The 19,523-nt window shown below is 31.6% G+C and carries 22 protein-coding genes; 10 read left to right on the top strand and 12 right to left on the bottom strand.

The window, feature by feature from the left end; all coding sequences use genetic code 11:
* Window positions 1-45 precede the first annotated feature (45 nt).
* From murI to pth, 7 genes are all read left to right on the top strand, one after another.
* Entirely contained in the window at window positions 46-840 is a 795-nt protein-coding gene (murI, locus tag I0K12_RS04710; protein WP_317194415.1) for a glutamate racemase, read from the top strand.
* Window positions 841-1,068: 228 nt separating this feature from the next.
* Window positions 1,069-1,914, top strand: coding sequence for a YicC family protein (locus I0K12_RS04705; protein ID WP_231372702.1), 846 nt, complete (start codon window positions 1,069-1,071; stop codon window positions 1,912-1,914).
* Complete coding sequence (gmk, locus tag I0K12_RS04700; RefSeq protein WP_196885736.1) at window positions 1,915-2,484, top strand: guanylate kinase; 570 nt, start codon at window positions 1,915-1,917, stop codon at window positions 2,482-2,484.
* A 6-nt stretch (window positions 2,485-2,490) separates the two neighbouring features.
* Window positions 2,491-3,072, top strand: coding sequence for a nicotinate (nicotinamide) nucleotide adenylyltransferase (gene nadD, locus I0K12_RS04695; protein WP_196885735.1), 582 nt, complete (start codon window positions 2,491-2,493; stop codon window positions 3,070-3,072).
* 40 nt (window positions 3,073-3,112) lie between these two features.
* On the top strand, window positions 3,113-3,985 hold the full coding sequence (locus tag I0K12_RS04690; RefSeq protein WP_196885734.1) for a M23 family metallopeptidase: 873 nt from the start codon (window positions 3,113-3,115) through the stop codon (window positions 3,983-3,985).
* Window positions 3,985-5,484 (top strand): GH3 auxin-responsive promoter family protein, encoded by a 1,500-nt coding sequence (locus I0K12_RS04685; protein WP_196885733.1) that lies wholly within the window; start codon window positions 3,985-3,987, stop codon window positions 5,482-5,484. Before I0K12_RS04690 ends, I0K12_RS04685 begins: the two co-directional genes overlap by 1 nt.
* A gap of 7 nt (window positions 5,485-5,491) precedes the next feature.
* Window positions 5,492-6,058 (top strand): aminoacyl-tRNA hydrolase, encoded by a 567-nt coding sequence (gene pth / locus I0K12_RS04680; RefSeq protein WP_196885732.1) that lies wholly within the window; start codon window positions 5,492-5,494, stop codon window positions 6,056-6,058.
* Between the two features lie 75 nt (window positions 6,059-6,133).
* Here pth and I0K12_RS04675 read toward each other — a convergent pair whose 3' ends face one another.
* The 8 genes from I0K12_RS04675 to I0K12_RS04640 are packed head-to-tail and all read right to left on the bottom strand — an operon-like array spanning window position 6,134 to window position 13,042.
* Complete coding sequence (locus I0K12_RS04675; protein WP_196885731.1) at window positions 6,134-6,586, bottom strand: YHS domain-containing (seleno)protein; 453 nt, start codon at window positions 6,584-6,586, stop codon at window positions 6,134-6,136.
* A 12-nt stretch (window positions 6,587-6,598) separates the two neighbouring features.
* On the bottom strand, window positions 6,599-7,393 hold the full coding sequence (locus tag I0K12_RS04670) for a hypothetical protein (protein ID WP_196885730.1): 795 nt from the start codon (window positions 7,391-7,393) through the stop codon (window positions 6,599-6,601).
* Complete coding sequence (locus tag I0K12_RS04665; protein ID WP_196885729.1) at window positions 7,390-8,427, bottom strand: Rieske 2Fe-2S domain-containing protein; 1,038 nt, start codon at window positions 8,425-8,427, stop codon at window positions 7,390-7,392. Before I0K12_RS04665 ends, I0K12_RS04670 begins: the two co-directional genes overlap by 4 nt.
* Window positions 8,418-8,855 (bottom strand): hypothetical protein, encoded by a 438-nt coding sequence (locus I0K12_RS04660; protein ID WP_196885728.1) that lies wholly within the window; start codon window positions 8,853-8,855, stop codon window positions 8,418-8,420. The genes I0K12_RS04665 and I0K12_RS04660 overlap by 10 nt, the downstream gene beginning before the upstream one ends.
* Window positions 8,856-8,860: 5 nt before the next feature.
* Window positions 8,861-9,067 carry a hypothetical protein gene (locus I0K12_RS04655; protein ID WP_196885727.1) on the bottom strand — a complete coding sequence of 69 codons (207 nt, stop codon included), beginning with the start codon at window positions 9,065-9,067 and terminating at the stop codon, window positions 8,861-8,863.
* A complete protein-coding gene (locus tag I0K12_RS04650; protein ID WP_196885726.1) occupies window positions 9,068-11,014 on the bottom strand; it encodes a thiamine pyrophosphate-binding protein in 1,947 nt (648 codons plus the stop codon).
* 31 nt (window positions 11,015-11,045) lie between these two features.
* Window positions 11,046-11,411, bottom strand: coding sequence for a DUF1622 domain-containing protein (locus tag I0K12_RS04645; protein ID WP_196885725.1), 366 nt, complete (start codon window positions 11,409-11,411; stop codon window positions 11,046-11,048).
* A complete protein-coding gene (locus I0K12_RS04640) occupies window positions 11,408-13,042 on the bottom strand; it encodes a glutamate synthase-related protein (protein WP_196885724.1) in 1,635 nt (544 codons plus the stop codon). The genes I0K12_RS04645 and I0K12_RS04640 overlap by 4 nt, the downstream gene beginning before the upstream one ends.
* A 391-nt stretch (window positions 13,043-13,433) precedes the next feature.
* On the opposite strand from I0K12_RS04640, the gene I0K12_RS04635 reads away from it, so the two are divergent.
* The gene (locus tag I0K12_RS04635; RefSeq protein ID WP_196885723.1) at window positions 13,434-13,859 is read left to right on the top strand and encodes a hypothetical protein; all 426 of its coding nucleotides are present in this window, start codon (window positions 13,434-13,436) and stop codon (window positions 13,857-13,859) included.
* A gap of 57 nt (window positions 13,860-13,916) precedes the next feature.
* Here the strand turns inward: I0K12_RS04635 and I0K12_RS04630 are convergent, their stop codons facing one another.
* The 4 genes from I0K12_RS04630 to I0K12_RS04615 form a co-directional block, all read right to left on the bottom strand.
* On the bottom strand, window positions 13,917-14,762 hold the full coding sequence (locus I0K12_RS04630) for a DUF3078 domain-containing protein (RefSeq protein ID WP_196885722.1): 846 nt from the start codon (window positions 14,760-14,762) through the stop codon (window positions 13,917-13,919).
* Between the two features lie 322 nt (window positions 14,763-15,084).
* Entirely contained in the window at window positions 15,085-15,594 is a 510-nt protein-coding gene (locus I0K12_RS04625) for a DUF2480 family protein (RefSeq protein ID WP_196885721.1), read from the bottom strand.
* Between the two features lie 3 nt (window positions 15,595-15,597).
* The gene (locus I0K12_RS04620; protein WP_196885720.1) at window positions 15,598-15,918 is read right to left on the bottom strand and encodes an SUF system Fe-S cluster assembly protein; all 321 of its coding nucleotides are present in this window, start codon (window positions 15,916-15,918) and stop codon (window positions 15,598-15,600) included.
* A 19-nt stretch (window positions 15,919-15,937) separates the two neighbouring features.
* Entirely contained in the window at window positions 15,938-16,357 is a 420-nt protein-coding gene (locus I0K12_RS04615; protein WP_196885719.1) for a SufE family protein, read from the bottom strand.
* 133 nt (window positions 16,358-16,490) lie between these two features.
* Between I0K12_RS04615 and I0K12_RS04610 the strand changes: the two genes are divergently transcribed.
* Window positions 16,491-17,420 (top strand): PfkB family carbohydrate kinase, encoded by a 930-nt coding sequence (locus tag I0K12_RS04610; RefSeq protein ID WP_196885718.1) that lies wholly within the window; start codon window positions 16,491-16,493, stop codon window positions 17,418-17,420.
* Between the two features lie 111 nt (window positions 17,421-17,531).
* Window positions 17,532-19,430, top strand: coding sequence for an amidophosphoribosyltransferase (locus I0K12_RS04605; RefSeq protein WP_196885717.1), 1,899 nt, complete (start codon window positions 17,532-17,534; stop codon window positions 19,428-19,430).
* Window positions 19,431-19,523: the final 93 nt, after the last annotated feature.

The raw sequence follows: 19,523 nt of genomic DNA, 5'->3' as shown, positions 1-19,523 counted from the left end.
TTTAAACTCGCTTTTTATAAGCGAGTTTTTTTATTGTTGTAATTTATGATGAAGACTACAAATCCTATTGGTATTTTTGATTCGGGTGTTGGAGGAACAACTATTTGGCGAGATGTAAATGAATTATTACCTTTTGAAAATACTATCTATTTAGCAGATAATAAAAACGCACCTTATGGTAGAAAATCTGTTGAAGAAATTATTGAACGAAGTATTATCAACACAGAATATTTATTACAACAAAATGTAAAATTAATCATTGTTGCTTGTAATACAGCAACTACGAATGTTATAAAAGTACTTCGAGAAAAATACGATATTCCTTTTATCGGAATTGAACCTGCAATCAAACCTGTTTTATTAAATACAAAAACCAATCATGTTGGAATTCTTGCAACAGAAAGTACACTTAAAAGTGAAATGTACTTGAATACTTCTTCAAGATATAATGAGAATATAGAGATACATGCACAGGCAGGAAATGGATTAGTTCAGCTTATTGAACAAGGAAAAATTGATTCGGAAGAGATGCAATTTTTATTAAAAGATTATTTAGGAAAAATTACAAAATTCCCTGTTGATTATCTTGTTTTAGGTTGTACGCATTATCCTTATTTGAAAAATAAAATTGAAAATATTATTGGATCAAATATCAAAATTGTTGACTCTGGAAAAGCTGTTGCAAAACAAACTTATCATGTTTTAAAACAAAAATCCTTATTGAATGAAAACAAAACAGAAATCAAGTTTCATGATTTTTATTCAAATTTAAATACAGATACTCTTGAAAATCTTTTATCGGATGTTCTTGTAAAAAATATTGAGCTTAGAAGTTTTTAATCTTGGTTAAATATATTTTAAACTCTTCAAACTACTCTCCACTATTCTAAACAACTTTTTTTATAAAATTTACTTTTCACATTATAAATAGGGTTTTACATTTTTTTTAAATAACTTTTAGTAAAAATAGAGAATGAATAAATCATTTTAGATAAACTTCTAACTATTCCATTCTCTATAATTTATGTAACTTTGCGTACTTTTATTTCACTTAGAATGATACAATCAATGACCGGGTATGGTAAATCCATACTACAACTACCAACAAAGAAAATTACTATTGAAGTAAAATCTTTAAATAGTAAAAATTTAGACATAAATGTTCGTATTCCTTCTTATTACAAAGAGAAAGAATTAGAAATTAGAAAACTTTTAGCTTCAAACCTGACAAGAGGGAAAGTGGATTTTTCGATTTATGTAGACAATACTGGTGAGGAATTAACTTCTCAAATCAACGAAGTAGCCGTAAAACAATATATTTCTAAACTTAAACAAATTTCTCATGGTTCGGATTTAGAAATGTTACAGATGGCGATGCGCCTTCCGGAAGCGTTAAAGACGGAAAGAGAAGAATTGGATGAGACAGAATGGAGTGAGATTGTAAAACACATCAATAAAGCTGTTTCAAATATTGTTACTTATAGAGTTGATGAAGGAAAAGCGTTGATTAAAGATTTTAATTTACGAATTGAAAACATTCAAACTTTGCTTAAAGAAGTAATCAAGGTGGATGAAGAAAGAATGGTTCATGTAAAACAAAGACTTCGCAAAGCATTAGAAGAATTAGAGGTAAAAGTTGATGAAAATAGATTTGAACAAGAATTAATCTATTATTTAGAAAAATTAGATATTAACGAAGAGAAAGTTCGTCTTGAAAATCATTTGAAATATTTCATTGAAGAATTAGCTACACCAGAATCAAACGGAAAAAAACTTGGATTTATTACACAAGAAATTGGAAGAGAAATCAACACTATGGGTTCTAAATCGAATTTTGCTCCAATGCAAAAATTGGTTGTACAAATGAAAGATGAATTAGAAAAGATAAAAGAACAAAACTTAAACGTTCTATAAATGGAAAAAGGTAAATTAATCGTATTCTCTGCGCCATCAGGTTCTGGTAAAACTACAATTGTTCGTCATTTATTAAAACAAGAAGAATTAAAATTAGATTTTTCTATTTCTGCTGCTTCAAGAGAAGCAAGACCAAATGAAGTTCATGGGAAAGATTATTATTTTCTTTCTGCAGATGATTTCAAAAACCACATTAAGAATAATGATTTTGTAGAGTGGGAAGAAGTTTACACAAACAATTTCTATGGAACTCTAAAATCGGAGTTAGAACGAATTTGGGCAGAAGGAAAGAGCGTAATTTTTGATATTGATGTAATCGGAGGATTAAATATTAAGAAACAATTTCCTGAGCAAACACTGGCAATTTTTGTACAACCGCCTTCAATTGAAGAAATGGAACGAAGATTGCGTGGTAGACAAACAGAAACAGAAGAAAAAATTAAGGAACGTGTGGCAAAAGCCGAAAAAGAAATGCAATACAAAACAGATTTTGATACAATTTTGATCAATGATGATTTAGATGTAGCAAAAGTAGATGCATTCAATTTAGTTTCTGAGTTTGTAAAATAAGAATACATGAAAATAGGTTTATATTTCGGAACATTCAATCCGATTCATATTGGACATATCATTATTGCAAATCACATGCAACAATATTCTGATTTGGACGAAGTTTGGATGGTTGTTACACCTCATAATCCTCTAAAGAAAAAAAGTACACTTTTAGACAATCATCATCGATTGGAGATGGTTTATAAAGCTTTAGAAGATTTTCCTCATTTGAAAGTTTCTGATATCGAATTTAAATTACCACAACCTAATTATACGGTAAATACACTTGCGCATATTCAAGAAAAATATCCAAACCATGAATTTAGTTTAATCATGGGAGAAGATAATTTGAATACGTTTCACAAGTGGAAAAATCATGATGTAATTTTAAATAATCATCAGGTTTATGTATACCCTAGGATTGATAATAATGAAATAAAAGAAGAATTTAAAAATCATTCTAAGATTCATAAAATTGACGCACCAATCGTTCAGATTTCATCTACGTTCGTTCGTCAATCTGTTAAAGAAAACAAAAATGTGCTACCTTTAGTACCAAAAAAAGTCTGGGAATATATAGATTTGATGAATTTTTATAAAAAATAATAAAAACCCTCTTTGATAGAACTCAAATAATCTTGCAATTATGGAAGAAAATCAAACTCCAAAGAAAGAAAAATCTTTTAAAAATAAACTAACCAGTAAATATCGTATGGTTATTTTAAATGATGATAATTTTGAAGAAAAGTTATCTCTTAAACTAACACGTCTGAATGTTTTTATTTTTGGAAGTATTTTTTCTATTTTATTAGTAGTTGGAACAATTTTCCTGATTGCTTTTACACCTCTGAGAGAATATATTCCAGGATATACCTCTACAGATTATAAAAGAAAAACTTCCGCTCTGATATCAAAATTAGATTCTTTAGAACGACAAACTTTTATCACGAATCAGAAAATAAAGAAACTTTTACCTATCTTAAGAGGAGAAGAAGTTATTGAAGAATTTTATAATGATTCTGATATTGCTGAAAATATCTCAGATTCTCCTAAAAGTGTAAATGCTTCTAAAATTGACTCTATTTTTAGAGAAGAAGTAGAGCGTGAAAAGCGTTTTAATTTATTTGACGAAGCAAAAAAGAATATTGGGATTGTATTTTTTACTCCTATTACAGGAACTATTTCTCAACAATACGACCCAGAAAATAAGCATTACGCTATAGACGTTGCTGTAGCCGAAGGAACTCCTGTAAAAGCTGCTGCGGAAGGTACTGTAATCTTTGCAGAATGGACCGCACAAACAGGTAATGTAGTTATTATTGAACATGCAAACGGATTCATCTCTGTATATAAACACAATGCTTCTTTATTGAAAGAGCAAGGTGATTTGGTGAAGTCTGGTGAGGTGATTGCAACTGCAGGATCTACTGGTGATTTATCATCAGGACCGCACTTGCATTTTGAATTATGGAATGAAGGGTATCCAGTGAATCCTACTAATTTTATAGATTTTGAATAATGAGTCTAAAATCATTTTTTGCAAAACCTTTTGCAAAATTTATTACTAAGAAAATTTACAAATGGGCTAATGACCCAATAAACACACAAGAAAAAGTATTTCAAGAATTAATTCAAGGCGCAAAACATACCGCTTTTGGTAAGGATCATAATTTTGATTCCATTTCTTCTTATGAAGATTTTAAAAAAAATGTTCCTGTTCATACTTACGAAGGTTTAAAACCTTATGTGGAAAGAATCAAAAACGGTGAAGAAGATGTTCTTTGGAAAGGAAAACCAATTTATTTTGCAAAAACCTCTGGAACGACTTCTGGTGCGAAATATATTCCGATTACAAAAGAATCTATGCCTTCGCACATAAATGCTGCCAGAAATGCTCTTTTGATGTATATAGCTGAAACAGGAAATGCAGATTTCGTAGATGGAAAAATGATCTTCTTACAAGGAAGTCCTGTTTTAGATTCTATCAATGGTATTCAGACAGGAAGGCTAAGTGGAATTGTAGCGCATTTTGTACCGAATTATCTTCAGAAAAACCGACTTCCAAGCTGGGAGACGAATTGTATTGATGATTGGGAAACAAAAGTAGATGCTATCGTTGAAGAAACGATTGTAGAAGATATGTCTCTTATTAGCGGAATTCCTTCTTGGGTACAAATGTATTTAGAAAATTTACACAAAAAATCCGGAAAAACAGTCAGTGAGATTTTTCCAAATTTCAGTTTGTTTGTCTATGGTGGTGTAAATTTTGAACCTTATGAAAATAAATTCGAAAAACTAATCGGTAAAAAGATTGATAGTATCGAACTTTACCCTGCTTCTGAAGGTTTTATCGCTTACCAAGATTCTCAAAAAGACAATGGTTTATTACTTCTTTTAGATGGAGGAATTTTCTATGAATTCATTCCTGCAAGCGAATTCTTTAATGAAAATCCAACTAGAATTTCTCTTAAAGATGTAAAAGTTGGAGTAAACTATGTAATTATCTTAAATACAAATGCAGGTCTTTGGGGATATAATATTGGAGATACTGTTACTTTTACTTCTACAAGTCCGTATCGTATTAGAGTTACTGGGCGAATCAAACATTTTATTTCTGCATTCGGAGAACATGTGATTGGTAAAGAAGTCGAGCAAGCTTTAAAAGATGCCATTGCAGGTACAAATGTAAGTGTAAACGAATTTACGGTTGCACCACAAGTAAATCCAACAGAAGGACTACCTTATCACGAATGGTTTATCGAATTTGAGCATGAACCTGAGAATTTAGAAGAATTTGCTTTAAAAATGGATGCTTCAATGCAAAAGCAAAACATCTATTATCAAGATTTATTGGATGGAAATATTCTTCGTTCTCTTGTAGTTCGAAAAGTGAAAAAAGGAGGATTCCATGAATATATGAAGTCTATTGGTAAATTTGGTGGGCAAAATAAAATTCCTCAACTTTCTGACAACCGTAAAATAGCGGATGTTTTAGAAAATTTTATAATTGAAGATTAAAACTGAAATGAAAAAATATTTAATTGTTGGTCTTGGAAATATTGGAGAAAAATATGAAGAGACAAGACACAATATTGGATTTAAAATTGTTGATTATTTAGCAAAAGACGAAGGAGTTTCTTTTGAAACAGAAAAGCTTGGAGACGTTTGTTCTTTTCGTTTTAAAGGAAGAACTTTTGTTTTATTAAAGCCAAGTACATTCATGAATTTAAGCGGAAAAGCAGTAAAATATTGGATGGAAAAAGAGAAAATTCCTCTAGAAAATGTATTAATTATTTTAGATGATTTAAATATTGATTTTGGAGCAATTCGTTTCAAAGGAAAAGGAAGTCATGGTGGTCATAATGGACTAAAAGACATCAACGAAAAACTAAATACACAGCAATATACTCGTTTCCGTTTCGGAATTGCAAACAATTTTGGTAAAGGACGACAGGTAAATTATGTTCTTGGTGAGTGGACAAAAGAAGAAAAGAGTATTCTTATCGAAAGATTGGAAACTTCTGCGCAGGCAATTCGTTCTTTTGGAACTGCAGGTTTAGCAAATACAATGAATACTTTCAACGGAAAATAAATTCATTTTAAAACATAAAAAAATCCTATTAGCAATTTCACTAATAGGATTTTTTGTTTGGTAACATAAAGACAATTATTTTTTATACTTTTTAGCTTCCCAGTTTTTATCTGCTTGTGCTTTCAATTTTTCTTGCCCTTCTTTTATCCATTTCTCATAAGTGTTAGTTCCCCAAGCATTGTAAAATAAATACAATTTCCCATCTCTAATTTCGTAAGTTTTAGGATTGATATCTACTTTTTTATTCATCGCTCCTAAAGCGTACGCACACCATCCTCCATATTGTGGAACATATTTATCTGGATCTTTTTTAAAGGTATCTAAATGTGCTTGCGAAGCAAATTTATACTTCACTCCATCGTGCGTAGTTTGATATTTTTTAGAACCTTTTTCTGCTTTTTTGTTAAAATATGAAACTACATCATACCCGTCTGCAATATATCCTCCCGAAGTATTATAATCAATTTGTTGTGCAAATGTTGTAAAAATACTTCCTAAAAATAATAATAGAAATAAACCTTTTTTCATGATTTTAAGTTTTTAATTAGAATAAATTTTAGAATTCCCTTTTAAAAGTTCAATGTCCTCTACATTTAGTTTTAAAATAAACCAATTGTCCAACTGTTCCAACGCTCCTTTTACTTTCACAGGTTGTCCAACATATTCTAGTATGTCGTGATTGATTTTATTTCCTTTCGAATCTGTTATCATAAAATATTCAGAATTTCCTTCTTTGCTCCTTGTTGTAAAAACTGGAGGAATTCCACCAGAAATACAACGAACCGCACAACTTCGGTGAATTTTACCAAAACCTGGCTTCATTACACCAAAGTAACATTTAGGGTCAATAACTTCTCCTTCTATCTCAATTTCTCCCAAAGAATTTATTTTTCTTTCAGGTAATTGACTTTCTTTTTTCATCACAGGAAATTTTTCTGAATCTGCAATTTGCAGTAATGTTTTTCCATTATAGTAAATCAAATTTCCTTTGATAGAAACCTCTTTTCCTTCAATTGAATTTAACCTTGATTCCATATTTTCAATGTCTTTATCTGGCCCAAATTTCCCAAAACCTAACAGCAAAACATTTTTATAATCATTTGGACTCAACTCTATTCGAACACTAGGATATGGTTTACTATGAAAAGTTCCTGTGATTTCTGAAACATTAGTCAATTCAAATGTGCTGTTCTTAAATTTATTTTGAAAAAAACTAAAGACAACTGCAAAAACAATCACTACCAAAACCAAAATCCAAACTGTAAATTTTAGCTTTCGCTTGATTTTTGACGGTATCTGATTGATATATCCTATGTAAAATTCATCCTTCTTCATGATTCAATAATTGCAGGTGAAACTTCTGTTCCTTCATCTAAAGGTTTTGGTAAAACATATACTTTTTTGTCTTCAATTTTGACATAATATGTAGCTACTTTTTCAGTAAATGGTGGTGGAGATTGTCCATTTTGTGGTAAATATTGATAACCGTGCCAAGGGCAAGTAATACATCCATCTATAATTTTTCCTTCTCCTAATGGTCCTCCTTGGTGTTTACAAACATTGTGAATTGCAGATAATTTATTTTCATATTTAAAAATGGCAATTCGTTCGTGATCTACAATAAAAATTTTTGCTCTGTCTTCTTCAATTTCATCAATCTCGCAAACATATTTCCAATCTTCATCTGAAGCTTCATAAGTTTGTTTGTCTTTTTTTACTTCTTTAATTCCTGCAGAAATATGTAGAATTACTAAAACGACAAATCCTATTCCCATTAAAACTGGCATATATGGCGAAGTTTCTTGCTGAAAAGCTCCTAAAAACACATGAGATACAATCAAAGCATATGCTACATAAACCAACATGTGTAGTGTTTTCCATGTTTTAGCAGAAAGATTAGCCAACCAAAAATCGTGACTTGTAGCCGCCATAGCAAATAAAATCAGTAAAGCTAAAAATCCTAAAACCTGAAAAGGAAAATCGTGAAGTGAAGAATAATCTAAATTAGAAGTAAAAACAGAATAAATTGGATTTACATCACCCAACATATGAAACTGAAAAATAGAAAATCCTCCATGAATTAAAGCAATTAAAAACATACTAACTCCGAGATGTCTTCTGTTGTAAAGCAATGGTAAGAATTTCTTATTAATTCTTGCTAAAGGCCCAATACTCAAAATAATGTGTAATAACAAAATAGCAAGTGTTCCTGAAGAACGAATTGTCAGTGTTTCTAGGGAAGTATTACTGTTTGTGATTAAAGTAATTCCCCAAAACAACAATAAGTATAAAAGCACAAATAACAGGATAAACCTGTCATATACTTTTTTATTCTTGTTCCATAAAACTAATTGATAATTTAATCCCATTGAAATACTTTTTTAATCACTACATCTTTCTTTATCTCATCAAAAATCAAAACTCCATAAAGTCTTTGCTCTTTCAGTGGAAAACGATAAACTCCAGTTTCGTTCATTTCTCCTATAAAAGTTCCTTTTTCATCATTATAATTCAACTCAAATAATGTAGAAGAAGCATCTTTTAAAGGTTTTATCAAAATCACTTCTAGTTGTGAAATTTGATTTTTATTTTCTCCTCTAAAATTAAATTTTAAACCATTTTTTAAATCATTAGATTCTTTAATTAAAAACGGTTTTTGTTCGTTTATTTTAGAGTATGTTTTATTTTCAATTGGCTGCTGTGGAATATTTATTTTAGCTCGAATCATAATAATTGGAAGAATTATCAGAATCAAAATCCAAAATATCAGATGTCTTTTTCGTAATCGAGCATTCATAATTCTTATTTTTTATAAAGTTTTGGCAACAAACAAATCCAAGTTGCAACTACTCCAGGAAATAAAAGCAATCTGACAATCCACTTACTATTTTTCATCAGAGGATCAATTTTAGTGGCTCCAATGAATAAAAAGTAAATTCCGAACAAAACTCCCATTCCGAAATAAACTGCTAGGACTTTTAAAAAAAATGAAATAATTGTGATTACCATCTAGATTAAATTTACATCTGTTACAAGTTCTAAAACAGCAGGACCATTTGTTGCAAATAATTCTTTCATCGCATCGTCTACCTCAACATCTTTGGTAACTCGTTTTCCCCATGCCCCACAATTTTCAGCAAATTCTGCAAAATTTGGATTGGACAAACTCGTTTTCCATACATCAAACATTCCTGCTCTTTGTTCTTTAGAAATTTTACCAAGTTCAAAATTGTTCAGAATTATCAATTTTACTGGCATATTATATTTTACCAATGTGGTGATTTCTGCCAAATATTGACAAAGTCCACCATCTCCAGCTACCGCTACTATTGGTCTTGTATTTTTAACTGCTGCAAAAACTCCAATAGAAGCTGGCAAAGCAAAACCAATAGAACCCAAATATCCTGACATTAAAAAATCTTGGTTTGTTGTTTCAAAATATCTCCCGAAAGAATAAGCATTATTTCCAACATCAACACACATCACGGCATCTTCGGGAGCATATTTATTCATAGAATCAAAAACTTTGATAGAGCTTACACCTTTTTCTGAAGTTTCTAATAATCTCTTTTGTTTTTCTTCTCTCCAAATCTTCCATCTGTCTTCAATTTCAGCAGTATGATCTTTTGATTTGAAGTTTTTATGTAATCCTTTTTTAAATAACTCTACAGTTGTAGATATTTCTCCCCAAACTGGAACATCTATCTTATGAAATTTACTTAAAGCTAAAGGATCAAAATCCACCTGAATTGTTTTCTTTTTTGGTGTAATTCCTGTATGGTTTGAAAATGAAGCACCAAATACAATGATTAAATCACATTCATTCATGAACCATGAAGCAATTGGAGTTCCACTTCTTCCCAAAACTCCTCCAGCCAATGGATGTGTATCTGGAATCAATCCTTTTCCTTTAAAAGTTGTCACTATCGGACATTTTAAAGTTTCAGCAAATTCGATCACTGCTTTTTTATGAAATCTTGCTCCATGTCCCATTATTATTAATGGTCTTTCTGCTTTATTAATTTCATGTAAAGCATCTTTTAAAACATCTTCTGGTGGTGCAATTTTTGGATTTGCCATTCTTCCATCAGGACTTTGTGGCTCACTTCCTTTTTTATGTTCTTCTTGAATTTCATCTGGAAAAGTCAAATGGGAAACATCTCTATTAATAATTGCATGTTTTACTGCTAAAGACATCAATTCGGCGTGCTTACTATCTTCCTGTACTCGATGATTAAATTCCGCAACAGAACTAAAAGCTTGAACTAAATCTACTTCTTGAAAATTTCCTGTTCCAACTACTTGTGTTGCCACTTGTCCTGTCAAAGCTAAAAAGGGTGCTCGATCAACTTTTGCATCCCACATACCTGTATAAAGATTTGTTGCTCCAGGGCCTGCAATTGTAAAACAAGCTGCTGGTCTTCCTGTTAATTTTCCATAAGCTGAAGCTGCAAAAGCCGCTGCTCCTTCATGTCTTATTCCATAAAAATCTAAACGACCTAAATCTTCTTCTCTTCGTAAAGCATCTGCTAATCCTAAATTAGAATGTCCTACCATTCCAAAAACACTTGTAACTCCCCAATTAATCATCGTCTCCACCATCACATCAGAAATAGATTTTTTGGCTGGTTTTCTTGGCTCCATCCCAACATATATAGCTCCATCTTCTTCTTTCACTGGAAAGGTTTTAATTCCATCATCATAACCTCCAGGTGGTAAACCAGTACAAGGATGAAAGTCCCAACCATGCCAAGGACAACGCAACATTCCATTCTCAATCGATCCTTCTCCCAACGGTCCTCCTTGGTGTGGACATTTATTATCCAAAGCTGAAATCTTTCCCTCAAAGTGCGTCAAACATATTCCTTGATTATCAGCTGTAACTGTTTTAACCCTACCTTCTGGTAATTCATTTGTATGTTCTAAAACCTTATACCAAGTAATATCTTTAGCCATTTTCTGAAATTTACAAGTGTTTTAAAATGATTTATTCTGAATCCTCTTTTGAGTATTCTCTTATTTCTGTTATTTCTTTACTTAAAAAATATCCTATCACGATTCTGATTACTATTACAATTGCTAACTTGAATAATTCATCTTGTGTTTTATGAACTACAGAACCTATAATATCAGAAGCAATTAAAAAATCTAAAGCAAGTAAAATATAGAGTCCAACTTTGGAACGAAGTGTTTGAATAGAAGCATAGATATTTTCTTTTTTGTTTAAAGCTTTTATCTCTGTTTTAATTAACTCAATAATTCCTTTCAAAAAGCCAAACATCAATATTAGAATTCCTATTACATCTACAATATCACTTAATTCATCCAAATATTCGAACACCACATTATTCATAATAAATAATAACCTTTATTAAGCATACCTGCATATTTTACTCCTGTGAGACGATGCATATCATAATTAAAAGTTGATAAGTCATTTTTGTTAAACTTATTTACATCATCATATCCACAAGCTCTTGCAATTACTTTGATTAGATCATTCGAAGCTGTGAAATAATTATACAATTGCTTCGCTGATTCGTCAATAATAATTCGAGATCGAAGAGATTCTTTTTGGGTTGCAACACCTACAGGGCAATTATTCGTACTACACGCTCTCATTCCTAAACACCCAATTGCCTGTAAGGCTGCATTAGATACTGCAATAGCATCTGCTCCAAGCATTAAAGCTTTGGCAAAATCCTCCGCCGTTCTTAATCCTCCTGTCACTACCAATGAAACATCTTTAATACCTTTCGCATCCAGATAATGTCTGGCTCTTGCTAAAGCTGGTATCGTTGGGACATTAATATTATCTCTTAAAATAGAAGGGGCTGCTCCCGTTCCTCCTCCTCTACCATCTAAAATGATATAATCTACTCCTACATCAAGAGCAAAATCAATATCTTTCTCTAAATGACTTGCTGCGATTTTGAATCCGATTGGAATTCCTCCAGTTCTTTCTCGAACTTTTTTAGCAAAGTCTTTAAAATCTTTTACGCCATGAAAATCTGGAAAAGTTGCTGGAGAAATTGCAGCCTGACCTTCTGCCAAACCACGAACTTCCGCAATTTCCATACTTACTTTGTTTCCTGGAAGATGTCCTCCAGTTCCTGTTTTCGCTCCTTGTCCTCCTTTGAAATGGAAAGCTTGAACATTGTCCAGTTTTTCCCAACTGAAACCAAATTTGGCGGAAGCTAACTCGTAAAAATATTTTGAATTGTTTTCTTGTTCTGCTGGTAACATTCCTCCTTCTCCCGAACAAATACCTGTTCCTGCCATTTCTGCTCCTTTGGAAAGTGATATTTTTGCTTCTCTAGAAAGCGCTCCAAAGCTCATATCAGAAACAAAAATTGGCATAGAAAGCCTAAGTGGTTTTTTGGCTTTTTTACCAATAACAACTTCGGTTTTCACTAATTCTTCGTCTAATAATGGTCTTTTTGCTAGTTGTGCAGGAAGGAATTGTAAATCTGTCCATTGTGGAAGTGTATTTCGATCTACTCCCATGGAAACTGTAAATCCGTGCTTTCCTACTCTGGAAAGTCCGTATTTTGCTAATTCTTTTATGTATAAAGTATAAGGTTCTGTATCTTCTGGATGTAAGTCTGCGTAAGATCCGTGATACTCATCTCTATCGTATCTCTGTGGATATTGTTTTTGAAACTCTAAAACTTCATTTTCATCGATAAAAAGTTCGTCTCCTTTAATGTGTTCTTTAAATTTATAAAGTCTTTCATCGTGGTTATAATCACTAACTCCTGTATCGTATCTGTAATCCCAATTGTGAACTCCACAAACTATACTTTTTCCTTTTATACTTCCATCTGCTAGAAGTGCTCCTCTGTGTAAACATCTTCCGTAGAGGATTGAAATTCCGTTTTCATGTTTTATGATTACCAAATCTGTATTTGCTACTAGGGCATGTTGTGGTTCCTTTAATGGAAGTTCGGAAATAACAGCAAGTTTCAGTAATTTTTCTTTCATAATAACATGTGTTTCAGGTTGTTACTAAGAAAGATACAAAAAAATATTAATAATCTAATTATCAATGATTTAGATTTTTTTGAAAGTGTTTTTTTGTGCTAGGAATTGAAATGGAAAGCTTTTTCTTTTTCAAAATTAGAATTTCTTAGTAAACGGAGGCGACCTTAGAAGCCCACGTATTGCTTAGAAATTCATTTTTTGAAATGAAAAACTTGGAATGGAAAGCCCGACCTTTTTTATAAAAAAGGGAGCACCCGAATGAAAAAAGTCTTAATTATTATTTTTAAATAACTTTTATCATTTTTTGATAAAATATTAATGTAGAGCGTTAATTTTTTCTAGGCTTTGATAGTATAATTATTTATATTTGTTAATAACTAAAAAAACTACTATGTCATTTTTAAATTTATACGAAAACGGCTCACACAAAAGAAAAATAGGACATTTTGCTAATATTGTAAAATTGGCAAAACTGAATCACCCGATGAACGATGGTGAAATAGAAATATTAAAAGGATTGTCTAAGAAATTAGGTCTAAGTAACGATGAATATTTAGCAATTTTTGAGGATCCGGATAGTTTCCCGATTGAACCACCAATTAGCCAGGATGATCGTTTGGAGAGATTATATAATCTGACTCATATGATTTTCTTAGACAGAGTTGTAACAGAGGAAGAGAAAGCTTTTTTAAACAAAATCACTGTTGGACTTGGTTTCCCTGTTGAAAAATCTGAAAAAATTGCAGATGCTGCGATTCAGTTTTTTATCAACATTGCAAATCTTGACAACTTCAAGAAAGCTTTGAAAGATATCTAAAAAAACAAAAAGCTATTTCAAATTTGAAATAGCTTTTTCATTTGTATTATTATTTGCCTATAAAGCAACATTCACTCCCAATCCAAATACTTCCTTAGATTGCACTTTTGATGTAGCATTATCATCTGCAATCACCTGAACATTTACATTTGTAGAAAGATATTTATTAATTTTCATCACTAGGTTTAATTCGTAATTTAAAATCACATTTTTAGGCTCTTCCAAATAATCAGAATACAGAACTAAATTATTTTCAGCCGTAATATTTTTCATGATGGTAAACTTGTAATATAAATTTGCATTGAAACCCAGTTGATAAAAAGTAGTTTTTCCTTCTTCCGTTCCAAATTTACCAGATTGCTCATCATTTACCACCGTAAGACGCGAAGTAACTGGCGATAAGTTTAAGTATAAATTATCTGATTTTTTCCACAACATACCAGGACCAAAACTAAAGTAACCAGGAGAAAGGAAATCTGAAATTTTCACTCTCGGATCTGCATTATAATCTTCATATCCAGCTGTAAATTGTGTTTTAGCATTCACCAAAAAAGAATAGCTCCAATTTCCTCCTGCTTTATACCCCAAAACAGAATTAATCTCAATTTTATCATCCGTTTTTTTCGTTGCTTCATCTGCATTCTTAGACAAACCATAAGCAGCATTCACTCTACTATTCCAAGTCCATTTGTCTTTTTCGTAGTTGAAATTATAATTCACCATTACATTTCCACCAAGATTATTATCTCCCCCAGCAACCCAGTTCGAATAAGAAGATTGATTTAAAAGAAAACTAAAAGTTCCAGAATTATTCCAATTCGATGGAATTGAGTCCTTTTCAGTCTGTGCATTCATCGAAATACCACAAACTAAAACGAAAAGTAAAAGTAATTTTTTTGTCATAATGTGTTTGATTTAATAATTATATATTGATTCTAAAGTATTTTTCATTTTGGAGCTTCCCCTCCCTCCTTCGTTTCAAAAAACTCAGGAATCGGGTCGGGCTTTCCGCTATATCTTTTTTGCCAAATCAACAGAATGAAGAAAGGCAAAAAAGGATGCCGCTACAATCCCTAAGCCAATAATAAATAACAATGAAAGTTCCCTCTAATTTGGGGTTCTAATGAGGAAATTTAGTTTTTTTAGTCTACAATTTTAAAATTTAATAGCAATTAAAAACTGAAAAAAACATCACAATAATCAAATTGTGATGTTTTATAAAAGATTATTTTTTCTTCTTAAATAATGGTACCGTCGAGCAAGCTTCACCAAACATGATAGATTTTGCTACTGGTTGTAATTTTTCAATCAGATGTACATAAACATTCTCAGGAATTGGTTTCGAAGTACAACCTTTTACAATTACAGGTTTTCCTTCAAACTCCGAATAATCCAAGTTGTTTATAATCTCTTGAAAAACGATGTTTTCTAATTCTTCTTTACTTCCTTTCATTATTTTTTTAGCAAAAGGAGTAACTTTTGTGGCAACCAACATGTAAGCCCAAGTTGGAATAATCGCATCTTCTGAACAAAAAATCGAAACAAAAGCATCTTGGTATTGTTCCCAATTATGTTCTTCCAAATACGCTCTAAAATCTTTCTCTTTCAAAATTATTCCTTCAAAAAGCCAATCCTTAATGTCAATTTCCATTCTTGGATTCGTTGGGAAATAATCTTCCAGATAAATAGTTACTAAAGGACTTTTAGCAACTCTATTTACGATTTCTTCTGCCATTTTTTATAGAAAACCTAATTCTAACTTCGCTTCTTCACTCATCATATCCTGAGTCCAAGTCGGATCAAAAGTAATTTCAACCTCACAGTTGTCTACTTCTTCTAAAGTTTTCACTTTTTCTTCCACTTCTACAGGAAGTGTTTCCGCAACTGGACAGTTTGGAGAAGTTAGAGTCATTAAAATTTTCACATCATTATCTTCGCTTACCATAACGTCGTAGATTAATCCTAACTCGTAGATATCTACAGGAATTTCTGGATCGTAGATTGTTTTTAAAACACCTACAATTTTATCTCCTATTTCTTGTACTTCTGCTTCGTTCATTTTTCCTTTAATTTAAAAATTAAGCTTTCGTTTGTAATGCAATCGCATACAACTTGATTTGTTTAATCATCGATACCAATCCGTTTGCTCTTGTAGGAGAAAGATGCTCTTTCAATCCAATTTCATCAATAAAATTAGTATCTGCTTCCAAAATAGCTTTCGGTTCTTGATTGCTAAATACTTGTAATAATAAAGCAATAATTCCTTTTGTAAGGATTGCATCACTATCAGCAGTATATTTCACAATTCCGTCCTCTAATTCAGAATGAAGCCAAACCTGAGATTGGCAACCTTTGATTAAGTTCTCGTCAACTTTATACTGGTCATCAATTATCGGAAGAGATTTTCCAAGGTCAATCAGATATTCATATCTTTCCATCCAATCTTCAAACATAGAAAACTCATCAATAATTTCTTCTTGTATTTCTTTGATAGTCATTTTTTAAACTTATTTTTGCAAAGTTAAATACATTCAACTATTTAACCACAATTAAAGTTCAGGAATTTTTCGCATACTTTCAAAAAGTATTCATAACTTCCTGTAAGCAATTAATTTAATGAAGAAATAGAATATGAGTAAATTACTTATTGTGGGGACTGTAGCTTTTGATGCAATCAAGACTCCTTTCGGTGAAACAGATAAAATATTAGGTGGTGCAGGTACGTATATCGGATTATCTGCTTCAAATTTTGGAATTGATTCAGGAATCGTTTCTGTAGTAGGAGGAGATTTCCCTGAAGAATATTTAAAAATGCTGAACGATAAAAATGTAAATACAGATGCAGTAGAAATCGTAAAAGAAGGAAAAACTTTCTTCTGGAGTGGAGAATACCACAACGATTTGAATTCTCGTACTACATTAGCTACAGAATTAAATGTTCTTGCTGATTTCAATCCTAAAGTAAGCGACGAGTACAAAAATGCTGAGTTCGTAATGTTAGGAAACTTACACCCATTAGTACAGTCTTCTGTTTTAGATCAAATGGAAACGAAGCCAAAATTAGTGGTTTTAGACACGATGAACTTCTGGATGGATAATGCTTTAGAAGATTTATTAAACGTTATCAAAAGAGTAGATGTTATTACAATTAATGACGAAGAAGCAAGACAATTAACTGGAGAGTACTCTTTAGTGAGAGCTGCTAAGAAAATCTACGAAATGGGACCTAAATATGTGGTGATCAAAAAAGGAGAGCACGGAGCTTTATTATTCAATGAAGAGCATGTATTCTTTGCACCAGCTTTACCATTAGAGGAAGTATTTGATCCAACAGGAGCTGGAGATACTTTCGCAGGAGGATTTATCGGATACATTGCAAAATCTGAAGATATTTCTTTCGAAAACATGAAGAGAGCTGTAATCGCAGGATCAAACTTAGCATCTTTCTGTGTAGAGAAATTTGGAACAGAAAGAATGGAAAACTTAACTGCTGAAGAAGTTCAAAACAGATTAGTTCAGTTTAAAGAATTAACACAATTTGATATCGAATTAAACTCTTAATTTGGTTCATAAATTTATATTATAGAAATCCGTATCGTTTTGATACGGATTTTTTTATTTTTACCACGAAAATAAAACACAACAACACACAACTAAAATAATTTTCTAAAAATGAGTGATGCTTTAAAACATGAATGTGGAATTGCAATGGTTCGCCTTTTGAAGCCATTAGAGTATTATAAAAAGAAATATGGTTCTGCATTTTATGGAGTAAACAAAATGTATTTGTTAATGGAAAAACAGCACAATCGTGGTCAAGATGGTGCAGGTTTAGCAAGTATTAAGTTCAACGTGGAGCCTGGAACTAGATTTATCAGTAGAAAGCGTTCGAACAAATCACAACCAATTCAGGATATTTTTTCTCAAATCAACGAAAGAATCAATACGATTTTTAAAGAAAATCCAGATAAAATGGATGATGTAAAATGGCAAGAAGAAAATATGCCTTACATCGGAAATTTATTCTTAGGGCACGTTCGTTATGGAACTTTCGGAAGAAATAGTATCGAGAGTGTACACCCGTTTTTACGTCAGAGTAACTGGAGACACAAAAATTTAATTGTTGCAGGAAACTTCAATATGACAAATTCTAGACAGTTAATGCAAGAATTAATTGAGCTAGGACAACATCCAAAAGAAAGTACAGATACGGTTACTGTAATGGAGAAAATCGGTCATTTCTTAGATGATGAAGCTGCACACATTTATCAAAAATGTAAAGAAGAAGGTTTATCTAAAAAAGAGGCTTCTGCAAAAATTGGAGAAGACATGGATATTCAAAGAATTCTTCACAGAGCATCAAGAAACTGGGATGGAGGTTATGCAATGGCAGGACTTTTAGGTCATGGAGATGCTTTTGTTTTAAGAGATCCAGCAGGAATTCGTCCAGCATTTTTCTATCAAGATGATGAAGTAATTGTAGTTGCTTCAGAAAGACCTGTAATTCAAACAGTATTTAATGTTCCTTTAGAGTCTATTAAAGAAATTGAAAGAGGACATGCTTTAATCATCAAAAAAGATGGAGATTGTTCGATGAAACCAGTAAAAGAACAATTACCAAAGAAATCTTGTTCATTCGAGAGAATTTATTTCTCAAGAGGAAGTGATGCTTCTATTTATGAAGAAAGAAAAAATCTTGGTAAATATGTTTTCCCACAAGTTTTAGAACATATTGATCATAATATTTCAAACACTGTTTTCTCTTACATTCCAAATACGGCAGAAACTTCATTCTATGGTATGCGTGAAGCTGCAGAAGATTTCTTAAACCAACAAAAATTAAACACAATTTTAGACGGAAAAAGATCTCTTTCAGCAGAAAAAGTAACAGAAATCTTATCAGAAAGACCAAGAGTTGAGAAAATTGCCATTAAAGATGCAAAACTTAGAACTTTTATTTCTGATGATAGCAGTCGTGATGATTTGGTTGCACACGTTTATGATGTGACTTACGGTGTTGTAAAAGAAAATGACAATCTTGTAATCATTGATGATAGTATTGTTCGTGGAACGACTTTAAAGAAAAGTATCGTTAAGATTTTAGATCGATTAAATCCTAAGAAAATTGTAATTGTTTCTTCTGCTCCGCAAATTCGTTATCCAGATTGTTATGGAATCGATATGGCAAAATTAGGAGATTTCATCGCCTTTAAAGCTGCAATTGAGCTTTTAAAAGAAACAAATAAAGAAGGAATTATTGATGAAGTTTACAAAAAATCAAAAGCGCAAAAAGGAAAAGCGGATATTGAGATTGTAAACTATGTAAAAGAAATTTATGCTCCATTCTCAGACCAACAAATTTCAGATAAAATTGCTGAAATGTTGAAAACTGAAAATATCAATGCAGAAATTTCTGTAATTTTCCAAACGGTTGAGAACTTACACAAAGCTTGTCCAGAACATACAGGAGATTGGTATTTCACAGGAGATTATCCAACAAATGGAGGACATAGAGTAGTAAATGATGCTTTCATCAATTATTACGAAGGAAATAACGAAAGAGCATATTAAAAAAGAATAAAATAAGAATAGCGTAGTTTACGCAAAATTCTTAATACTATAATTTGGTTTGAATAATGGTTTGTAATTAATTTTGCATCCGAT

Origin of the sequence: Aureivirga sp. CE67 (assembly GCF_015767245.1) — a bacterium.
Lineage (GTDB): Bacteria > Bacteroidota > Bacteroidia > Flavobacteriales > Flavobacteriaceae > Aureivirga.
The sequence above is the reverse complement of the archived record's forward strand: the minus strand, read 5'-3'. Positions and strand labels throughout refer to the sequence as shown.